Genomic DNA, 19502 nt, shown 5'->3' on the forward strand with positions numbered 1-19502 from the left:
CGCACCGAGCATGAGGTGGGGCGATGAGCACCGAGCCCGCGTTCGTCATCGTCACCGGCATGTCCGGGGCCGGGCGCAGCACCGCGGCCAAGGCCCTTGAAGACCTGGGCTGGTTCGTCATCGACAACCTGCCGCCGGGGCTGCTGTTCGCGATGGCCGAGGAGGCCGGCAAGGTCAAGCTGGCCGCCGACAAGGTCGCGGCGGTGGTCGACGTGCGCAGCCTGGCGTTCACCACCGATCTCAACGCCGCCATCGAGGAGCTCGAAGGGCGCGGCGTACGCGTGCGGGTGGTGTTCCTGGAGGCCAGTGACGAGGAGCTGGTGCGCAGGTTCGAGAACGTGCGCAGGCCCCACCCGCTGCAGGGCGAGGGGAGGCTGGTCGACGGCATCACCCGCGAGCGGGGGATCCTGCGCGAGGTGCGCGCCAACGCCGACCTGGTGATCGACACCTCCACGCACAACGTGCACGACCTGCGCAACAAGATCGTCGCCTACTTCGGCGGGGAGGACCGGCCGGGGCTGCGGCTCAACGTCGTGTCGTTCGGGTTCAAGTACGGCCTGCCGGTCGACGCGGACCTCGTGGTCGACTGCCGGTTCCTGCCCAACCCGCACTGGGTGCCCGAGCTGCGGCCGATGAACGGGCTCGACCCCGCGGTCAGCGACTACGTGCTCGGGCAGCCGGGGGCCAAGGAGTTCCTCGACGCCTACGAAGAGGTGCTCCAGGTGGTCGCGGCCGGGTACACGCGCGAGGGCAAGAGCTACGCGACGCTGGCGGTCGGCTGCACGGGCGGCAAGCATCGCAGCGTGGCCATGGCCGAGCAGGTGGCCGCGCGGCTGCGCGACCGCGGGATGGAAGTTCAGGTGAGCCACCGGGATGTGGGGCGGGAGTGACCGATGAAGGCTTCGAGGCTGCTCTGCCGCATCCGGTAGAGGGCTGCACGCCGGACGAGCCGCCCGCCGGGAAGACGAAGTACGCCGGGTTCGGGCCGTCCGTCGTGGCGCTCGGTGGCGGGCACGGGCTGTACGCGTCCCTGTCGGCATTACGGATGGTCACCGACCGGTTGACCGCCGTGGTCACCGTCGCCGACGACGGCGGGTCCAGCGGGCGGCTGCGCCGCGAGCTCGGCGTGCTGCCGCCCGGCGACCTGCGCATGGCGCTGGCCGCGCTCTGCGGCGACGACGAGTGGGGCAGCACCTGGAGCGAGGTCGTCCAGCACCGCTTCCGCAGCGAGGGCGAGCTGCACGGGCACGCCGTCGGCAACCTGCTCATCGTCGCGCTGTGGGAGCTGCTCGGCGACCCGGTGGCCGGGCTCGACTGGGTCGGGCGGCTGCTGGGCGCGCACGGCCGCGTGCTGCCGATGGCCTCGGTGCCGCTCGACATCGTGGCCGAGGTGGAGCTCGACGGCGTCATCTCGACCGTACGCGGGCAGGTGGCGTGCGCCCTGACCCCGGGCCGGGTGCAGGCCATCTCGCTGGTGCCGGAAGACCCCCCGGCGCGGCCCGAGGCGGTCGCGGCGGTGCTGGAGTCCGACTGGGTCGTGTTCGGGCCGGGCTCGTGGTTCACCAGCGTGCTGCCGCATCTCAAGGTGCCCGAGCTGGCCAGGGCGCTGCACGCGACCAGGGCCAGGCGGCTCGTCACGCTCAACCTCGCCCCGCAGCCGGGTGAGACCGACGACTTCTCCCCCCAGCAACACCTGGAGGTGCTCCGACAGCACGCCCCCGATCTGTCGATCGACGTCGTGCTCGCCGACACCGGGGTGGTGGACGACCCCGACGCGCTGGAGAAGGCCGCCGCCGCACTCGGCGCCCGGCTCGTCATGGCCGACGTCGCCGCCGCGGACGGCTCGCCGAGGCATGACCCACGACGTCTTGCCTCCGTCCTGGACGAGATTTTCCTCTCGAAGCGTTGATCCTGGTCGGCGTGGCGCGAAGGTGCGAGAGACTCGGAGGAGCCGGTCTGAATGGGGGAGAGGACTAACGCATGGCGATGACAGGTGTGGTGAAAGACGAGCTGAGCCGCCTGCCGGTGCTCAAGCCGTGCTGCCGGAAGGCGGAGGTCTCGACGTTGCTGCGGTTCGCCAGCGGCCTCCACCTGGTGGGCGGGCGCATCGTGATCGAGGCCGAGCTCGACACCAACGCCACCGCACGGCGGCTGATCAAGGACATCGGCGAGGTGTTCGGGCACAAGGCGGAGGTGCTGGTGCTCGCGCCCGCCGGGCTGCGCAAGGGCTCCCGCTACGTGGTGCGCGTCTACCGCGACGGTGAGGCGCTGGCCCGGCAGACGGGCCTGATCGACAACCACGGCCGCCCGGTGCGCGGCCTGCCGCGCCAAGTGGTGGCGGGGGCCGCCTGCGACGCGGAGGCGGCCTGGCGCGGAGCCTTCCTGGCGCACGGCTCGCTGACGGAGCCGGGGCGGTCCATGTCGCTGGAGGTGACCTGCCCGGGGCCGGAGGCGGCGCTGGCGCTGGTGGGCTCGGCGCGGCGGCTGAAGATCCACGCCAAGGCGCGCGAGGTGCGCGGCGTGGACCGGGTCGTGGTGCGCGACGGCGACGCGATCAGCGCGCTGCTCACCCGGCTCGGCGCGCACGACAGCGTGCTGGCCTGGGAGGAGCGACGGATGCGCCGCGAGGTGCGCGCCACCGCGAACCGGCTGGCCAACTTCGACGACGCCAACCTGCGGCGCTCGGCGCGGGCCGCGGTGGCGGCGGGCGCGCGGGTGCAGCGGGCGCTGGAGATCCTGGGCGAGGAGGCGCCGGAGCACCTGGTGGTGGCGGGGCGGCTGCGGGTGGAGCACAAGCAGGCGTCGCTGGAGGAGCTGGGGCAGATCGCCGACCCGCCGCTGACCAAGGACGCCATCGCGGGCCGCATCCGGCGCCTGCTGGCCATGGCCGACAAGCGCGCGTCCGACCTGGGCATTCCCAACACCGAGGCGAACCTCACTGTTGACATGCTTGCGCCGTAATTCTTTTCCGTTACGGCAAGCCCAGGAGGGCCCACCCGCCGCACGTGGCTGGGCCCTGTCCAGGGAGACGCTCCTCCGGTGGAGGTGGCGGGCCGCCGTGACGCGCGCACAGTGGGCCGTGGGCGTGGTGATCCGGCCCCCGTGCCGCGCCCTGCCAGGCCGCCGGGTGTCAGTGCCTGGACAGCCGGGTCACGGGCCGGCTCGGTGTCAGTCCCTGGCCGGGTCGCGGGGGGTGAAGAGGTCGGCCGAGGGCTTGGGGGTGGGCTGCTGGGCGGGCTCGAACGGGGCGCGGTACTCCGGCTCCTGCGTCGCCTCCTCCTGTGCCGCCTCGTCGGCGCGTTGGGCGCGGCGGACGAGGGCGACCCGGAGGGCGACCAGGGCGAAGGCCGCCAAGGCCGCCACGGCGATGTACAGCCAGGCCGCCCCCGTAGGCGTCAGCGTGCGCCCGGCCGCTTCCGTCTGCATCAGCGTGCCCTGGTACAGCGACAGCGCGCCGCCCAGGCCCGCGTTGAGGTTGTCCAGGGTGACGTCCGCCAGTTCGGCGCCGGAGCGGCCAGGGGTGCGCAGGGCGGCGCCGTCCATGATGGCCTTGCCGGTGATCTGGCCGGCCGCGACCGCGCCGCCCGCGTACAGGGCGGCGAGGGGGAGCAGGGCGCGGCTGCGCGGGCGTACGGCGCCGATGGCGAGCGCCACCACGACGGCGATCAGCAGCGACAGCGCGAGCGAGACGGGCACCCCGCGGCCGAACGACATGAAGGCGCTCGGCAGGCGCTGCTGGAACAGGATGGCCGCCCCCAGGCCGGCCGCGCAGACGAGAGCGGCGAGCAGGCCCGTGAGGAGCCCCGAGAGCAGGCCGGACCGCTTATGTGACATCTCAGCCCCCAGAGAATGCACGAATTTACTCCGACGAGTCGGGCACTTTACTCGAACCTCGCAAAACGTGTCGCCAGAACGGTGATTCACGGCGCGGGACCTGCAGTGGTCTAAACCAATTTGGGTCCGATAAGGTTCGTGATTGAGGTTTCAGCCCGCCATCTGTTCGAGGAGATCGGTTCCCGTGAGCATCCGCGTAGGCGTCAACGGCTTCGGCCGCATCGGTCGCAACTTCTGGCGCGCTGTCGCCGCCAGCGGCAAGGACATCGAGATCGTCGCGGTCAACGACCTGACCGACACCGCGACGCTCGCGCACCTGCTGAAGTACGACAGCATTCTGGGCCGCCTGCCGTACGAGGTGAAGGCTTCGAGCGACGAGATCACCGTCGACGGCAAGGCGATCAAGGTCTTCGCGGAGCGCGACCCGGGCAAGCTGCCCTGGGGCGAGCTCGGCGTGGACGTCGTGCTGGAGTCCACCGGCCTGTTCACCGACGCCACCAAGGCCAAGGTGCACGCCGACAACGGCGCCAAGAAGGTCATCATCTCCGCCCCGGCGAAGAACGAGGACGTCACCGTCGTCATGGGCGTCAACGAGGGCACCTACGACGCCTCCCAGCACACCATCGTCTCCAACGCCTCCTGCACCACCAACTGCCTGGCGCCGCTGGCCAAGGTCCTTCATGACACCTTCACCATCGAGAAGGGTCTGATGACCACCATCCACGCCTACACGCAGGACCAGAACCTGCAGGACGGCCCGCACAAGGACCTGCGCCGCGCCCGCGCCGCCGCCCTCAACGTGGTGCCCACCTCCACCGGCGCCGCCAAGGCCATCGGCCTGGTGCTGCCCGAGCTCAAGGGCAAGCTCGACGGCTTCGCCATGCGCGTGCCGATCCCCACCGGCTCGGCCACCGACCTCACCGTCGAGGTCGGCCGCGACGTCACCGTCGAAGAGGTCAACGCCGCGTTCAAGGCCGCCGCCGAGGGCCCGCTCAAGGGCATCCTCACCTACACCGAGGACGAGATCGTCTCCTCCGACATCGTGACCGACCCCGCGTCCTGCATCTTCGACGCCGGCCTCACCAAGGTCATCGGCAACCAGGTCAAGGTCGTCGGCTGGTACGACAACGAGTGGGGCTACTCCAACCGTCTCGCCGACCTGATCGAGCTCGTGGGCCGCGGCCTCTGAGCGTAAGGCTGAACGGGAGCATGAGCATGCGCACGCTCGACGATCTCGACGTGAAGGGGCGGCGCGTGCTCGTGCGCGCCGACCTCAACGTCCCCCTCGACGGGGAGACGATCACCGACGACGGCCGCATCCGCGCGTCGGTGCCGACCATCAAGACCCTGGTGGAGCGCGGCGCCCAGGTCGTCGTCTGCGCCCACCTGGGCCGGCCCAAGGGCAAGGCCGAGCCGAAGTACTCGCTCAGGCCCGTGGCGGCCCGCCTGGGCGAGCTGCTGGGCCAGGACGTGGCCTTCGCCACCGACGTGGTCGGCGACAGCGCCCAGAGCACGGTCCAGGCCCTCCAGGACGGCCAGGTGGCCCTGCTGGAGAACCTCCGCTACGAGCCCGGCGAGGAGTCCAAGGACGACGCCGTGCGGGGCGAGTTCGCCGCGAAGCTGGCCGGGCTGGCCGAGCTGTACGTCGGCGACGGCTTCGGCGCGGTGCACCGCAAGCACGCCAGCGTGTACGACGTGCCGAGGCTGCTGCCGCACGCGGCGGGCGGGCTCGTCGTGGCCGAGGTCGAGGTGCTGAGGAAGCTGACCGAGGACACCGAGCGGCCCTACGTGGTCGTGCTCGGCGGCGCCAAGGTCTCCGACAAGCTCGGCGTCATCGCCAACCTGCTGACCAAGGTCGACAGGCTGCTGATCGGCGGCGGCATGGCGTACACCTTCCTCAAGGCCCAGGGCCACGAGGTCGGTAAGTCGCTGCTCCAGGAGGACCAGCTCGACCAGGTGCGCGGCTTCCTCGACGAGGCGGAGCGGCGCGGCGTGGAGCTGGTGCTGCCCGTGGACGTGCTCGCGGCGGTCACCTTCGCCGCCGACGCCGAGCACGGCGTGGTCGAGGCCACGGCCATCCCGGCCGACCGGGAGGGCCTGGACATCGGGCCGAAGACCCGCGAGCTGTTCGCCTCGAAGCTGGCCGACGCCCGCACGGTGTTCTGGAACGGGCCGATGGGCGTGTTCGAGTTCGACGCGTTCTCCGGCGGCACCAGGGCGGTGGCCGAGGCGCTGATCGGCTCCGGCGCCTTCACCGTGGTCGGCGGCGGCGACTCGGCCGCGGCCGTACGCAAGCTGGGCCTGCCCGAGGACGGCTTTTCGCACATCTCCACCGGCGGCGGCGCCAGCCTTGAATACCTCGAGGGCAAGACCCTCCCCGGACTCGCGGCTATGGAGGACTAGTTGACCCAGCGGAAGCCGCTCATCGCCGGCAACTGGAAGATGAACCTCAACCACTTCGAGGCCATCAAGCTGGTCCAGAAGCTGGCCTTCGCGCTCAACGACAAGGACTTCGACAAGGTCGAGGTCGCCGTCCTGCCCCCGTTCACCGACCTGCGCAGCGTCCAGACCCTGGTCGACGGCGACAAGCTCAGGATCGTGTACGGCGCCCAGGACCTGTCCCAGTACGACGCCGGCGCCTACACCGGCGAGGTGTCGGGCGCCATGCTGGCCAAACTCGGATGCACGTACGTGACGATCGGGCACTCGGAGCGCCGCCAGTACCACGGTGAGGACGAGGACCTGGTCAACGCCAAGGTCCAGGCCGCCTACCGGCACTCGGTGACGCCCATCCTGTGCGTGGGGGAGCCGCTGTCGGTGCGTCAAGAGGGCGGCCACATCGCGTACTGTCTCGCCCAACTCGACGGCGCGCTGCGCAAAATCGGCGCCGAGCAGGCAAAATCGATAGTGGTGGCCTACGAGCCGGTGTGGGCGATCGGCACCGGCGAGGTGGCCACCCCGGAGGACGCGCAGGAGGCCTGTGGAGCGTTGCGAATGAGACTCGCTGAGCTCTACGACACCGAAGTGGCCTCTGGGATCCGTATCCTTTACGGTGGCTCGGTCAAGTCAGGCAATATCAAGGGGATCATGGCTCAGCCGGATGTCGATGGCGCCCTCGTGGGCGGTGCCAGCATCGACGCCGACGAGTTCGCGAAGATCTGCCGATTCTCCGATATGCCAGGCTAACTGAGCCGTTCTGGGGGTGCGACTTGACATCAGGTCGTACCCTCAAGAGGCAAGTCTGAATCGTCACGCGTAACAGAGCATTGAAGGAACAGGCATACCGTGGAACTCGGAATCTCCATCGCCCTCATCCTGGCGAGCCTTCTCATGATCCTGCTCGTCCTGCTCCACAAGGGCAAGGGTGGTGGCCTGTCTGACATGTTCGGCGGCGGTTTCTCGTCGAACTTCGGTGGTTCCTCGGTGGTGGAGCGCAACCTCGACCGGCTGACCGTGATCACGGGCACGATCTGGTTCGTCTGCATCATCGCTCTCGGCCTGCTCATGAGGCCCTGAGCAACAAGTTAAACGCGTGACAGTGATTCTCCCCCCGTGTCTGTACGCGGGGCGATCGAGCGAGGAGTTCATCCGTGGGTAGTGGCAACGCGATCCGTGGCAGCCGAGTCGGCGCCGGCCCGATGGGGGAGGCCGAGCGCGGCGAGGCGGCTCCGAGAGTGCGGGTCTCGTTCTGGTGCGCCAACATGCACGAGACGCGCCCCAGCTTCGCCAGCGACGCGGCGGTCCCGGAGACGTGGGACTGTCCCCGTTGCGGCCTCCCTGCCGGACAGGACGAGTCGGCGCCGCCTGCCCCGCCGAAGAACGAGCCGTACAAGACGCACCTGGCCTACGTGAAGGAGCGCAGGAGCGACAAGGACGGCAAGGCGATCCTCGAGGAGGCACTGGAGCGCCTGCGCAACAACAAGTCCCCCTGGTAGTACAGGCGTAGACAAGGGGCCCCGGGGTTTAACTCCCGGGGCCCCTTTTCCGTCGGTTCAGGGCTGTTCGTGGACCGCTTCGCCGTCCACGAACGTCATCCGGACCCGCGTGGTCCAGATGTCCTCCCGCGGGAGCTCGAACGGGTCGCGGTCGAGCACCACCAGGTCGGCCGGGCGGCCCGGCTCGATGACGCCGGCGGGCGAGCGGTTGATCCAGGCCGACCCCGCCGTGTACGCGGTCATCGCCGTGGCCAGGTCGAGGCGCTGGCCGGGCAGGAACGGGGTCTGCGCGGTCGGGTAACCGGCGTGCACCGAGCTGCCCGGCTCGGTGCGGTTGACGGCCACGTGCATGCCCTGCAGCGGGTCGGCGTTCGAGACCGGCCAGTCGCTGCCCGCGCAGAACCGGGTGCCGTGCGCCAGCAGGTCCGCGAACGGGTACTGCCACGACGAGCGCGGCTCGCCGAGGTAGGGCAGGGTCAGCTCGTCCATCTGGGCGTGGTGGGTGGCCCACAGCGGCTGCAGGTTGGCCGTGACGCCGAGCGCGGCGAAGCGCGGCACGTCGGAGGGCTCGATGATCTGCAGGTGGGCGATGTGGTGCCGGTTGGCGGGGTCCGTGCCCTCCAGGCTGTCGAGCGCCTCGCGCACGGCGCGCTCGCCGATGGCGTGGAAGTGCACCTGGAAGCCGTGCCGGTCCAGCTCGGCGACGTACTCCCTGAGCTTGGCCGGGTCCACGTACGACAGGCCCGTGCCCCCGCACAGGCAGTACGGCTCCAGCGTCGCGGCCGTGAAGTTCTCCGTGATGCCGTCCTGCATGATCTTGACCGAGGTGGCGGCGAACCGGCCGAGCTCCTCGGCGGCGGCCCGGCGCGCCACCAGGTCCTCGATCTGCTCGGCGCCCCGCGTGCGGTCCCACCACAGCGCGCCCACCACGCGGGCCCGCAGCCGCCCGGAGCGGGCCGCCTCGACGTAGGTGGGGAGCTGGTCGTCGGAGCCCGCGTACGAGCCCACGATGGCGTCCTGCCAGCCCGTGATGCCCAGCGAGAACAGGTGCCGCTCCGCGTCCGCCAGCGCGTCCTGGAGGTCCTGGGGGGTCGGGCGCGGGGTGAGCAGGCCGACGAGGTCCATGGCGCCCTCGTGCAGGACGCCGGTGGGCTCGCCGGCGGCGTCGCGCTCGATGCGGCCGTCGGCCGGGTCGGGGGTGTCGCGGGTGATGCCGGCCCTGGCGAGGGCGGCGGTGTTGACCCAGGCGGCGTGGTGGTCGCGCTGGATCAGGTAGACGGGACGGTCGAGGAAGTCGAGCTGTTCGCGGTGGGGAAGGCCGCCCGGGAATGCTGACATGTCCCAGCCGCCGCCATCGATCCACTCTTTATCAAGATTTCTCGTGGCATAGTCGGCGATCTTTTCCAGGTATGCGTCAAGGCCGAATACCTCTGACAAATCGCACTTAGCCCGTTCGAGCCCGGCCTGAACGGGATGCATATGCGCGTCGATGAAACCCGGAGCGAGCAGGCCGCCGTTCAGATCCACCGTCTCGTGCGGCTGCCGCGCCAGCTCGCTCTCCGCGCCCACGGCGGCGATCACGCCGTCGCGCACCAGCACGGCCCGCGTCACCACGCCCGCCGGGGTGAAGACGCGGCCGCCTCGGAAGAGGATGTCCATGGGGGGTGTCCCTTCTAGTGTCCCGTGATCAGGTCGGCGAAGCGGGCCAGCACCGAGGTGCGCGGCCTCGTACGCTCCCGGTGGTCGGCCACCCGGTACAGGCGGTACATCGTGTGCACGCCCAGCCACCGCAGCGGCTCCGGCTCCCAGGAGCGCACCCGGCGGCCCACCCACGGCAGCGACGTCAGCTCCGTCTCCTCGCCCAGTATCAGGTCGCGCAGCGTGCGACCGGCCAGGTTGGTGGTGGTCACGCCGTGCCCGGTGTAGCCGCCCGCCCAGCCGAGGCCGGTGGCCGGGTCCACGTGCACGGTCGAGCACCAGTCGCGCGGCACGCCGAGCACGCCTGACCACGCGTGCGCGATCGAGGAGGAACGGGCGGCGGGGAAGAAGTCGGTCAGCAGCCGCCACAGCGCCTCGACCGTCCACTCGTGGGTGTGGCCGCGGGCGTCCACGCGCGAGCCGTACAGGTAGGGGCGGCCGCGCCCGCCGAAGGCGATGCGATCGTCGGCGGTGCGCTGGGCGTACATGTAGTAGTGGGCCAGGTCCCCGAGCAGCTCGGCGCCCTGCCAGCCGACCTCGTCCCAGAACGACGCGGGCAGCGGCTCGGTGACGATCATGGAGCTGTTCATCGGGAGCCACTGCCGGCGCAGGTGGGGCAGGCGGGCGGTGAAGCCCTCCGTCGCGCGGATCACGTGACCCGCCGAGACCGTGCCGTACGGGGTGACCGCCCGGTGCGGGGCGATCTCGGTCACCGGGGTGCGCTCGTAGATGGGCACGCCGAGGTCGCGTACGGCCCTGGCCAGGCCCTGGGCCAGCTTGGCCGGCTGGATCCGCGCGCAGTGGGGGCTCCAGGACGCCTCCAGGGCTCCGGCGACGCGTACGTGGTCAGAGGGGTCCACCAGCCGCAGATCGGCCTCCTCGATGCCCCACGGGCGGGCCGAGGCCACACTCTCGCGCAGCCGGGCGGCCTGGGCCGGGGTGCGGGCCACGTTCAGCACGCCGCCCTTGACCAGGTCGCAGTCGATGGACTCCGTCTCGCAGACCGCGATGACCTCGTCGATCGAGGCGTACATCTCGCGCTGCAGCCGCCGTGCCCCCGAGCCGTAGCGCTCGTGCGAGCCCGCCAGGTCGCCGGTCAGCCAGCCGCCGTTGCGCCCCGACGCGCCGAACCCGGCGAACTCCTGCTCCAGCAGCACCACGTTCATGGACGGGCGGGCGCGCTTGAGGTAGTACGCGGTCCACAGGCCGGTGTAGCCGGCGCCGACGATGGCCACGTCGGCCTGGAGGTCGCCGTCGAGCCGGGGGCCGGGGGCGGGCAGGCCGGCGGACCGGTACCAGAAGGAGACGTCGCCGTTCACGTACCCGGACGACAAAGGAACACGCACGCTCATGGCGACATATCCTCCTATATCGGGATAAGTCGGCGCATCTTGCGACGAAATACGCAATGAAACACGTCGTTAGCGGCCGTGTAACAGCGGCCGGGCATGCTCGGGTGCATGGGATTCTTGCGCATCCGTACCACGGTGGACGAGCGACCCGGCCGGCTGGCCTCCCTGGCGGCGGCCCTGGCCCACCGGGGCGGCAACATCCTGGGCCTGAGCGTACAGTCCGACACCGACGGAACCGTTGACGAGTTCGTCGCCGACATCCCCGCCCACCCCGAGACCGTGCGCGAGGCCCTGGAGGCGGCCGGGGGCCGCGACGTCAAGGTGGTGCCCGCCACCGCGCACGAGCTGACCGACGAGCCCACCAGGGCGCTGCTGCTGGCCTCCAGGCTGCGCACGATGCCGTGGCGGCTGCCCGAGCTGCTCGCCGAGCTGCTGCGCGCGGACGACGCGCGCTGGGTCTATGGTGAGGCCGTGAGTGATCTTCCCGACCCGACGCAGCTCGTCGTGCCGGTCGCGCCGCGCCGGGCGGTCCGGCTGCGCCGCGCCGAGCTGCCGTTCACGCTGACCGAGGCGGCCAGGGCGGCCTCCTTCGCCCGGCTCGCCCAGCCCGCCACCGAGCAGAGCGGCACCGCCGAGCGGGCGATCAAGCTCGCCGACGGCGTCGAGGTCACCGTCCGCCCGCTCACCTCGATCTACCGCGAGGCCGTGCGCGACCTGCACGACCGATGCTCGCCGGAGTCGCGCAGGTTCCGCTACTTCACCTCGATGCCCGCGCTGCCGCCGCGCATGTTCGACAAGCTCTGCGACAGGAACAGGGGGCACTCGCTGGTCGCCGGGCACGACGGGCAGGTCGTGGGCATGGCCAGCCTCATGTTCACCAACGACCCCGGCACGGCCGAGCTGGCCTTCCTGGTCGAGGACCGCTGGCAGGGGCGCGGTCTGGGCACGGCGATGGCCAGGATGCTCGTACGGGCCGCCCGCGACCTCGGGTATGCCGAGGTCAGGGCCACCATGCTGGCCGACAACACGCGCATGCGCCGGCTGCTGCTCTCGCTGGGCGCCACGCTCGGCTACAGCGAGGATCCCGGCGTGATCGAGGCGCGGTTGCCGGTCGGCGCGATGGTGTCAGCCTAGGGCCTCGCCCCTGCCCTCGCCCTCGCCCTGGCCCGCATCGGCCTTGCCGCCGGGCGGCTGCTCGCGCTCGATGCCCAGGTGGCGCTCGATGCGGTCCAGGCTCTCCTGGATCTGGGTGAGCCGCTCGCTCAGCACGGAGCCGCCGGCGAAGAACATCTCGGACGGGCGCTCCTTGGAGCCGCGGCCCACGCGGTCCAGCACGCGCTGGCGCACGTCGGGCAGGTCCGCCCCCGCGTCCACCAGCGCCTGGGCGGCCAGGCCCTCGCCCTCCCTGATCAGCCCGAGCAGGATGTGCTCGGTGCCGATGTAGTTGTGCCGCAGCTGCAGCGCCTCGCGCAGCGACAGCTCCAGGACCTTCTTGGCACGCGGCGTGAACGGGATGTGCCCCGCCGACGCCTTGCCGGAGGACTGGCGCGTGCCGCCGGGCGCTGCCGTGTCGCGGCCCACCTCGCGCTCGACGAAGGCGCGTACGTGGTCGAGCTCCACGCCGCAGCTGTCGAGCACCAGCGCGGCGAGACCCTCGCCCTCGTGGATGAGCCCGAGCAATATGTGTTCCGTGCCGATGTAGTTGTGGCTCATCATCCGCGCCTCCTCCTGGGCGAGGACGACGACCCTGCGCGCACGGTCGGTGAAGCGTTCGAACACCGGATGCCTCCGTTCGGCTGGGGCTGCCTCCACTATGCGCTAGGAAAGCGGGCATGTGGGGTATTTGTCCTGTGTGGATCTTGACGAGGTGGCGGACCGGCTCTACGCACTGCCGCCGTCCGAGTTCACCGCCGCACGCACGGCCGAGGCCCGTGCGGCCAAGGACGCGGGCGACGTACGGCTCTCACGCGAGATCGCGCGGCTGCGCAGGCCGACGGTGTCCGCCTGGGCGGTGAACCGGCTCGCCCGCGAACATCCCGCCGAGCTGGGCGAGCTCCTCGACGTGGGGGAGCGGCTGCGGGCGGCCTGGCAGGAGCAGGACGCCGACGCGCTGGCGGAGCTGGCCCAGCGGAGGGGTGAGGTCGCCGCCAGGGTGGGACGGCTCGCCAGGCAGCGGGGCGACCTGTCGGCGGCGGCCGGCACCGAGGTGGACCAGACGCTGGACGCCGCGCTGGTGGACGCCGGGGCCGCCGCGGAGGTGCGCCAGGGGCGCCTGGTCAAGCCGCTGCAGTACAGCGGGTTCGCGCCCGCGCCCATCCCGCGCGCGCCGGTCTCCCGGAGGAAGCGCGGCGCCGAGGAGAAGGCCGAGGACGAGGCGGCGCAGGCGCGCGCCCGCGAGGAGGCCGAGGTCAGGAAGGCCCGCGAACGCCAGGAGGCGGAGGCTGCGCACCAGGAGTGGCTGCGGGAGCTGGAGGCCGCCCGCACGGAGCACGACGAGCGGGCGGAGAAGGTCGCGGCGCTGGAGAAGAAGCTGGGCAAGGCCCGCAAGAAGCTGGAGGAGGCCCGCCAGCGGCTGGAGGTGACCCAGCGCGAGGAACGCCACGCCCGGCAGCGCCTGGAGCGCTAGACGTGCGCTAGACGGGGGGAGCGCTAGACGGGAGAGCGGAAGCGGTGGCGGCGGGCCACGTGCCGGCGGGCCAGGCGGTGGGCCTTGCGGTGGGCCTTGCGGCGGCGGCGCGTCCATGACCGGTGCCGGGTCCTTCTGCTGCCGGCGATCCAGCGGGACAGCGCGAGCGGGCCGTACGCGGCGAGCACCGCGCCCACCTCCGCCGCCCGTCCCGCCGCCGGCGGCACGGCCAGCGCGGCGGCGGTGGTGAGGGCGTACACCATGGAGAAGCGTGCCGCGGAGCGCACGCGCACGGCGGCGCGCCTGAGCCGGGCGACCGTCCACCGGCGCGGGACGGCGCCGCTCACCAGGAAGGTCAGGGCGACGGCGCCGAGGTTCGTGGCGGCGGCGGACCAGGTATCGCGCAGGGCGAGGTAGACCAGCGCGTACAGCGCGCAGGAGACCGCGCTGACCACGGCGAACGACAGGAACGTGGCCTCGCGAGGCCGGGCGGTCATCGCGTCGGGATGCGTGGGCGTCGGCTCGGGCCGCGCCACCTCCACCCCGGCCCGCCCCCTGGAGATCGACCAGGCGACCCTGGCCAGCCCCTTCAGATCGTCGATGGCGGTCCTGACGACGCGCACCCGCGAGTCGGTGTCCTCGATCCAGTCGACCGGAACCTCGTGCACGCGCAGCCCGTTGTGCTCGGCCAGCAGCAGCAGCTCGGTGTCGAAGAACCACGCGTCGTCCTCGACCTTGCGCAGCAGCGGCCTGACCACGTCCGCCCTGGCCGCCTTGAACCCGCACTGCGCGTCGCTGAACCGGACCCCGAAACCGTGCCTGAGCAGGGCGTTGTATCCGCGCGACACCACCTCGCGGCGCAGCGAGCGGCGGGTGCGCGCGCCGGGCGCGAGCCGGGTGCCGATGGCGATCTCGGAATGGCCGCTGGCCACCGAGGCCACCAGCGGGAACAGGGCGTCGAGGTCGGTGGACAGGTCCACGTCCATGTACGCGACGATGTCGGCGGGGCTGTCCTGCCAGGCGGCCCGCAGCGCCGCGCCCCGGCCCCTGATGTCGAGCCGGCGGGCGTGCACCGGCTCCAGCTCGCCGGCCAGCGCGGCGGCGACCCGCCAGGTGCCGTCGGTGCTGCCGTTGTCGACGATCGTGATGCGCCACGGCAGCGGGAAACCGCGGAGGTAGGCGGCCAGCGTCCGGACGCAGCCCGGCAGCGCGCGCTCCTCGTTGAGCACGGGGATGACGATGTCCACGCCGGCCGGCGCGGCCGCAGGCGTACGATCGAGCGCCTGCGGCCGCCGGCGGGCCTGCGTGGTGCTCACATGCCGGACCACGGCTCGGACGCCAGGTGGAAGCGCTGGTTCGCGCCGCCGTGGCAGCGGAACTGGACGATCGGCGTGCCGTCGTCCAGGCTGCCTCCGCGCACGTCCAGGCACTTGCCGGCGAGGGTACGGATCTCCACCCGGCCGCGGCTGGCGGGCGCGAAGCGGAAGCGCTGGTTGGGGTTGAGGTGGCAGCGGAACTGGACGAGCGGCGCGCCGTCGTCGGGGCTGCCGTGCAGGATGTCGAGGCACTTGCCGCTGAACGTCTGGATCGCCACCGAGCCGTCCGGCAGGCGGCGGATCTTGAAGCGCTGGTGGACCTCCTCGTCGCAGCCGAACTGGATGATCGGGGCCCGGTCCTCCGCGCTGATGCCGGCGACGTCGAAGCACTTGTCGGCGTGGGTCTGGATCTCCACGATGCCGCCGTCGTGGCCGCCGTCGTGGCCGCCGCCGTGGCCGCCGCCGTGCGGCGGGCCGGTGTCCGCGACGGCGGACGGGGCGGAGAGCGCGGTGAGGGCGATCGCCGTGACTGCGCAGCTCGCGGCGGCGCGAGCGGTGGTGCGAAGGGTGGTGCACAACCTCATGGTGGGTCCTTTTCGTGATGAATAGCCGGTTTGACGCCCGGCGACGTGAACATCGCGGAATATCGCGGAGTCATGCTAACTGCGGCCATGTGAATTACCCGGATGTACACGCCCGGCTTTCGGGGTGTGTCCGCGATCGACGCGCCATTCTGCATAAAGAGGACATCTATCGACGTGTGCGGACAATACGAGTCTTTGCCAGGCTTTGAGGGGCAGTGATGCGGCTCTGAGCTGCGACAACAGTGATAATCGGTGTCGGTTAGACGGTACGGGCAAATCTCTTGACCCCGTCAATTCTGGCGTCCCGTTGAATCGCATCGTTGGAGAGACATGGTTTGCAGAGGTGCGCACGTTCCGCGATTCAGGGCGACAGCCGGCCTGGGTGCCGATTTCGGCGCGGCGTCGAGGCGGTGAATCTCGCATGCCGTCCCAGGAGCATCCGCCCGGCCTGAACCCGGTGAGCAAGGACGACGGCGTCGCCGTGGTCTTCCCCGCGCACTCCCGGCCGGAATGCCTCGAACACGAGGTCGAGTCCCTGCTCGCGACGCTGGCGGAGGCGGGACTCGAACACCGGATCGTCATCGTCGGCGAGCCCGGCGGCTGCCCCGGCGCCCTGGACGTGCTGGCCTCGCGCTATCCCGACCGCGTCCTGACCGTGCCGCACCAGGGCGAGCCGGATTCGGCGGAGGCCGAGCGGGCCGGCGTGCTGGCCGCGCTGGAGCGTACCGACATGCGCAGGCTCGTGCTGGTCGGTCCCGGCGACCGGATCCATGCCGCCGACCTGCCCGTGCTCCTGCGCGTGCAGCGCGAGGAACGGGCCGACGCGGTGGTCGGGACGCCCGAGCGGTCACGCGCGCGCCGCGCCACCGTGCTGACCTGGGCCGCGTGGGACCGCCTGCTGCCCCGCGGCCGCTCCAGGGGCGGCGCCTGCTCCTACCGGCTGCTCGACCGGTGGCTGCTGGAGGAGTGGGAACACGGCGAGGCGGCGCGCCCCGCGTCCCTGGCGTCGGCGCGGGGGGACGTCCGGATCGTCGAGCTCCCGCTGTCCAGGCTGGGCCGGATTCCGGAGCCGCGCACCGTCTCTGGGGCCAGGGCAGGGCTCCGGATGCGCCGCCCCGCCTGGCGGACGCCGCGGGACCCGGTGCTCGCCCTGGTGACGGCGGCGAGCGTGGTGCTGTCCGTCCTGGCCTGCCTGTACCACCTGGACCTGGGCTCCGTGCTGGCCTACAACGACAGCGGCTCGCACCTGCTCATCGCCCGCCGGGTCATCGACAGCCCGACCCCCGGGCTGGCCCAGCTCGGCGGCGTCTGGCCGCCGCTGCCGCACCTGCTGGCCCTGCCCGTCGTCTGGCACGACCCGCTGTTCTACTCGGGGCTTGCGGGCTCGCTGATCTCGATGGTCTCGTACGTGGTGACCGTGCGGTACGCGTACCTGATCGCCGCCGGGATGGCGGGCACCGATCGCGCGCGCCGCAGGGCGGCCGGGATCACCGCGGCGGGGCTGCTCGCGCTCAACCCCAACGTGCTCTACCTGCAGAGCACCCCGATGACCGAGCTGCTGCTGTTCGCGTGCATCGCCGCGGCGGTGCACCACCTGGCCGAATGGTGCCGCACCGGACGGCACACGCAGCTCGCGATCGCCTCGGCGGCCACGCTGCTGGCCACGCTGACCCGCTACGAGGGCTGGGTGCTGGCGGTGGCCATGACGGTGGTGGTGGGGTACGTCTCCTTCCGCCGCTGGCGCGACCTCGCCCGGCTGGAGGCCCACCTGATCTTCTTCGGGGTGGCGGCCTTCGCCGGCATCGCCGGCTGGGTGGCCTGGAGCCGGCTGATCTTCGGCGACTGGCTGTACTGGCACTCCGGCGAGTACGCCGACCCGGCGCTGTGGGTCTCGCCCGGCGACCCGAACCTCGGCGCGCTGGGCGTCGCCTCGAGCACCTACGCCCACGCCATGGCGCACGTGCTCGGGCTGCTGACGCCGCTGGCGGGCGTGGCCGGCGCCCTGGTGTACGCCTGGCGGCGCCGGCTCGGGCCGGAGGCCGTCGCACCGTACACGCTGCTGGTCTTCGCGCCGTTCTTCGTCCTCGCCCTGTACCTCGGACAGCGCCCGCTCCACGTGCCCGAGGTGCACGGCAGCTTCTACAACGTGCGCTTCGCCCTGGTGATGGCGCTGGGCGCCGCGGTCTTCGCCGGCTACCTGGTGTCGATCGCCCCGCTACGGGACCGCTGGGGCCGCGCCGCGCTGGCCTGCGGGCTGGTCGCCACCGTCGTGGCGGTGCCCGGCACCGCGACGCTCGCCGAGCCGATGAGCTGGCACGCGGGCCGCGACGAGCGCGCGGCCGCGCGGGCGGTGACCTGGTGGCGGCAGCACTACGACGGCGGGCTCGTGCTCATGGAGAACCACGGCAACGAGATCGTCGCCTTCGGCTCCCGCGTCCCGCTGGGGCGGATCGTCTACGAGGGCAGCTTCCGCCTTTGGGGCCGGGCGCTGCGGGACCCGGCCGGCAGGGGCATCGGGTGGATCTACGCGCGTACCGCGCCGGGCAGGGAGGACCGGACCTGGCGCGCGCTGCGCGACCGGCCCTCGCTGACGCGTGACTACACGCTGGTCTACCGGGACGCCGTCCAGCACATCTATCGGAGGCGAGTGTGATGACCACGCCCTATCGCGAGCGCACCGGGCACGCGGGCATCGGGGTCCTCGACGCGGAGCTGAGCGCCCGGCGCCTGCTCAGCCGCGGGCAGACCGTCTGCGCCCTCGCGGCACCGGCCGTGATCGCCTTCGCGCTGCTCGCGCACCTGGCGTTCGGGTGGGGGCCGTCGCCGCTGTGGTGGTGCCAGGCCGCGATCGCGCTCGCCACCGCGGTCTACCTGGTCCTGCTCGTCTTCAAGACGGTCGTCGTGCTGGGGGCGTGGGGAGCCTCGGTCATCGACGTGGACGAGGCCGGGCTGCACCGGCTGTCCGGCGCGGCGCTGCCGGACTACACCGTGCTGGTGCCGCTGCACCGCGAGGCGGCGGTGCTGCCGTTCCTGCTGGAGCGCCTGGCGAGGCTCGACTACCCGGCCGAGTCCCTGCAGATCCTGCTGCTGATCGAGGAGGACGACGAGGAGACCCGCGCGGCGCTGCCGGAGCTGGGCGCGCCGTTCGAGGTCGTGCTCGTGCCGCCGTCCACGCCGCGGACCAAGCCGAAGGCGTGCAACCTCGGGCTCGCCCGCGCGCGCGGCGAGTTCGTGGTCGTCTACGACGCCGAGGACCGGCCGGAGCCCGACCAGCTCCGCAAGGCCGTGCTCGCCTTCCGGGCGCTGCCGGGCAGGGTCGTCTGCGTCCAGGCCGAGCTGCAGTACTGGAACCCGTGGACCAACTGGCTGACCCGCTGCTTCGCCGCCGAGTACGCCACCCACTTCAGCCTCATGCTGCGCGGGCTCGACCGCTACCGGCTGCCGATCCCGCTGGGCGGCACCTCCAACCACTTCCGCGCCGACGCGCTGCTCGCGCTGGGGGGCTGGGACCCGTACAACGTCACCGAGGACGCCGACCTGGGCATCCGCATCGCCCGCCGCGGCTGGGGCGTGCGCATGATGGTCTCGGTCACCGAGGAGGAGGCCAACAGCCGCCTGGGCAACTGGATCCGCCAGCGCAGCCGCTGGATCAAGGGCTACTTGCAGACCTGGCTCGTGCACAGCCGGCACCCGGTGCGCCTGTGGCGGCAACTGGGGACCAAGCAGACCCTCGCCTTCCACCTCACGATGGGCCTGTCCACGCTGACCACGCTGGTGAACCCGTTCTTCTGGGGCCTGACGCTGCTCTACCTGTGCACCGGCACCCGGTACGTGCAGGCGCTCTTCCCGCCCGCCTCGCTCTACTGCGGCGCCGCGGCCATGGTGATCGGCAACTTCCTGATGGTCTACTGCATGATGGCCGGCTGCCTGGAGCGCGGGCTCTTCCCGGCCGTCCGGGCGATGTTGTCCATCCCGCTCTACTGGGCGCTGATGAGCGTGGCCGCCTACAAGGCGCTGTGGCAGCTCGCCAGGCCGGACCGGCGCCACTTCTGGGAGCTGACCGAGCACGGCCTGGTGCGCGCCGGCCCTGCCGGGGACGGCGACGAGGATCTTCAGCCGGCGCTCCGGTGAGCTAGGGTCTACGAAACGGTCTCGTA

17 protein-coding genes and 1 pseudogene are annotated in these 19502 nt (G+C 71.8%); 12 read left to right on the forward strand and 6 right to left on the reverse strand.

The window, feature by feature from the left end:
* The first annotated feature begins 23 nt into the window (after positions 1-23).
* From rapZ to whiA, 3 genes are all read left to right on the forward strand, one after another.
* The gene (gene rapZ, locus HD593_RS18655) at positions 24-890 is read left to right on the forward strand and encodes an RNase adapter RapZ (RefSeq protein WP_185103353.1); all 867 of its coding nucleotides are present in this window, start codon (positions 24-26) and stop codon (positions 888-890) included.
* Positions 891-994: 104 nt separating this feature from the next.
* Positions 995-1909, forward strand: a complete 915-nt coding sequence (locus HD593_RS18660; protein WP_185111952.1) for a gluconeogenesis factor YvcK family protein — start codon at positions 995-997, stop codon at positions 1907-1909.
* Between the two features lie 71 nt (positions 1910-1980).
* On the forward strand, positions 1981-2961 hold the full coding sequence (gene whiA, locus HD593_RS18665) for a DNA-binding protein WhiA (protein WP_185103354.1): 981 nt from the start codon (positions 1981-1983) through the stop codon (positions 2959-2961).
* 207 nt (positions 2962-3168) lie between these two features.
* On the opposite strand, the gene HD593_RS18670 is transcribed toward whiA, so the two are convergent.
* Entirely contained in the window at positions 3169-3834 is a 666-nt protein-coding gene (locus HD593_RS18670; RefSeq protein ID WP_185103355.1) for a hypothetical protein, read from the reverse strand.
* A 184-nt stretch (positions 3835-4018) separates the two neighbouring features.
* Here HD593_RS18670 and gap point away from each other — a divergent pair, with 184 nt between their 5' ends.
* The 5 genes from gap (at position 4019) to HD593_RS18695 (ending at position 7769) form a co-directional block, all read left to right on the forward strand.
* A complete protein-coding gene (gene gap, locus HD593_RS18675) occupies positions 4019-5023 on the forward strand; it encodes a type I glyceraldehyde-3-phosphate dehydrogenase (protein WP_185103356.1) in 1005 nt (334 codons plus the stop codon).
* A 26-nt stretch (positions 5024-5049) separates the two neighbouring features.
* Positions 5050-6237, forward strand: coding sequence for a phosphoglycerate kinase (locus HD593_RS18680; protein WP_281402465.1), 1188 nt, complete (start codon positions 5050-5052; stop codon positions 6235-6237).
* Positions 6238-7020: a triose-phosphate isomerase gene (gene tpiA, locus HD593_RS18685; RefSeq protein WP_185103358.1), complete on the forward strand. Its 783-nt coding sequence runs from the start codon at positions 6238-6240 to the stop codon at positions 7018-7020.
* 99 nt (positions 7021-7119) lie between these two features.
* Complete coding sequence (gene secG, locus HD593_RS18690) at positions 7120-7350, forward strand: preprotein translocase subunit SecG (protein WP_185103359.1); 231 nt, start codon at positions 7120-7122, stop codon at positions 7348-7350.
* A gap of 74 nt (positions 7351-7424) precedes the next feature.
* Complete coding sequence (locus HD593_RS18695; RefSeq protein ID WP_185103360.1) at positions 7425-7769, forward strand: RNA polymerase-binding protein RbpA; 345 nt, start codon at positions 7425-7427, stop codon at positions 7767-7769.
* 57 nt (positions 7770-7826) lie between these two features.
* Here the strand turns inward: HD593_RS18695 and HD593_RS18700 are convergent, their stop codons facing one another.
* Both HD593_RS18700 and HD593_RS18705 read right to left on the reverse strand, forming a co-directional pair.
* Entirely contained in the window at positions 7827-9428 is a 1602-nt protein-coding gene (locus HD593_RS18700) for an amidohydrolase (RefSeq protein ID WP_185103361.1), read from the reverse strand.
* A gap of 14 nt (positions 9429-9442) precedes the next feature.
* Positions 9443-10819, reverse strand: a complete 1377-nt coding sequence (locus HD593_RS18705) for an NAD(P)/FAD-dependent oxidoreductase (RefSeq protein WP_185103362.1) — start codon at positions 10817-10819, stop codon at positions 9443-9445.
* A gap of 108 nt (positions 10820-10927) precedes the next feature.
* Here HD593_RS18705 and HD593_RS18710 point away from each other — a divergent pair, with 108 nt between their 5' ends.
* Positions 10928-11953, forward strand: a complete 1026-nt coding sequence (locus tag HD593_RS18710) for a GNAT family N-acetyltransferase (protein WP_185103363.1) — start codon at positions 10928-10930, stop codon at positions 11951-11953.
* Positions 11954-12028: 75 nt separating this feature from the next.
* Here the strand turns inward: HD593_RS18710 and HD593_RS61475 are convergent.
* A pseudogene (locus tag HD593_RS61475) lies at positions 12029-12598 on the reverse strand (Clp protease N-terminal domain-containing protein); the annotation flags it as partial.
* 73 nt (positions 12599-12671) lie between these two features.
* Here HD593_RS61475 and HD593_RS18720 point away from each other — a divergent pair.
* Positions 12672-13445, forward strand: a complete 774-nt coding sequence (locus tag HD593_RS18720; protein ID WP_185103365.1) for a hypothetical protein — start codon at positions 12672-12674, stop codon at positions 13443-13445.
* Between the two features lie 23 nt (positions 13446-13468).
* Here HD593_RS18720 and HD593_RS18725 read toward each other — a convergent pair whose 3' ends face one another.
* Both HD593_RS18725 and HD593_RS18730 read right to left on the reverse strand, forming a co-directional pair.
* On the reverse strand, positions 13469-14761 hold the full coding sequence (locus HD593_RS18725; RefSeq protein WP_185103366.1) for a glycosyltransferase: 1293 nt from the start codon (positions 14759-14761) through the stop codon (positions 13469-13471).
* Entirely contained in the window at positions 14758-15345 is a 588-nt protein-coding gene (locus HD593_RS18730) for an RICIN domain-containing protein (protein WP_185103367.1), read from the reverse strand. Before HD593_RS18730 ends, HD593_RS18725 begins: the two co-directional genes overlap by 4 nt.
* Positions 15346-15766: 421 nt before the next feature.
* Between HD593_RS18730 and HD593_RS18735 the strand changes: the two genes are divergently transcribed.
* A complete protein-coding gene (locus tag HD593_RS18735) occupies positions 15767-17998 on the forward strand; it encodes a glycosyltransferase family 39 protein (RefSeq protein ID WP_185103368.1) in 2232 nt (743 codons plus the stop codon).
* A complete protein-coding gene (locus HD593_RS18740) occupies positions 17998-19476 on the forward strand; it encodes a glycosyltransferase (protein ID WP_185103369.1) in 1479 nt (492 codons plus the stop codon). Before HD593_RS18735 ends, HD593_RS18740 begins: the two co-directional genes overlap by 1 nt.
* Positions 19477-19502 lie beyond the last annotated feature (26 nt).

Origin of the sequence: Nonomuraea rubra (assembly GCF_014207985.1) — a bacterium.
Classification (GTDB): Bacteria; Actinomycetota; Actinomycetes; order Streptosporangiales; family Streptosporangiaceae; genus Nonomuraea; species Nonomuraea rubra.

What these genes read in the sequence shown, in the direction of transcription:
- rapZ (WP_185103353.1), top strand. Translation starts at nt 24, where the DNA reads ATGAGCACCGAGCCCGCGTTCGTCATCGTCACCGGCATGTCCGGGGCC.
- whiA (WP_185103354.1), top strand. Translation starts at nt 1,981, where the DNA reads ATGGCGATGACAGGTGTGGTGAAAGACGAGCTGAGCCGCCTGCCGGTG.
- HD593_RS18670 (WP_185103355.1), bottom strand. Translation starts at nt 3,834, where the DNA reads ATGTCACATAAGCGGTCCGGCCTGCTCTCGGGGCTCCTCACGGGCCTG.
- HD593_RS18680 (WP_281402465.1), top strand. Translation starts at nt 5,050, where the DNA reads ATGCGCACGCTCGACGATCTCGACGTGAAGGGGCGGCGCGTGCTCGTG.
- HD593_RS18700 (WP_185103361.1), bottom strand. Translation starts at nt 9,428, where the DNA reads ATGGACATCCTCTTCCGAGGCGGCCGCGTCTTCACCCCGGCGGGCGTG.
- HD593_RS18705 (WP_185103362.1), bottom strand. Translation starts at nt 10,819, where the DNA reads ATGAGCGTGCGTGTTCCTTTGTCGTCCGGGTACGTGAACGGCGACGTC.
- HD593_RS18710 (WP_185103363.1), top strand. Translation starts at nt 10,928, where the DNA reads ATGGGATTCTTGCGCATCCGTACCACGGTGGACGAGCGACCCGGCCGG.
- HD593_RS18730 (WP_185103367.1), bottom strand. Translation starts at nt 15,345, where the DNA reads ATGAGGTTGTGCACCACCCTTCGCACCACCGCTCGCGCCGCCGCGAGC.
- HD593_RS18735 (WP_185103368.1), top strand. Translation starts at nt 15,767, where the DNA reads ATGCCGTCCCAGGAGCATCCGCCCGGCCTGAACCCGGTGAGCAAGGAC.
- HD593_RS18740 (WP_185103369.1), top strand. Translation starts at nt 17,998, where the DNA reads ATGACCACGCCCTATCGCGAGCGCACCGGGCACGCGGGCATCGGGGTC.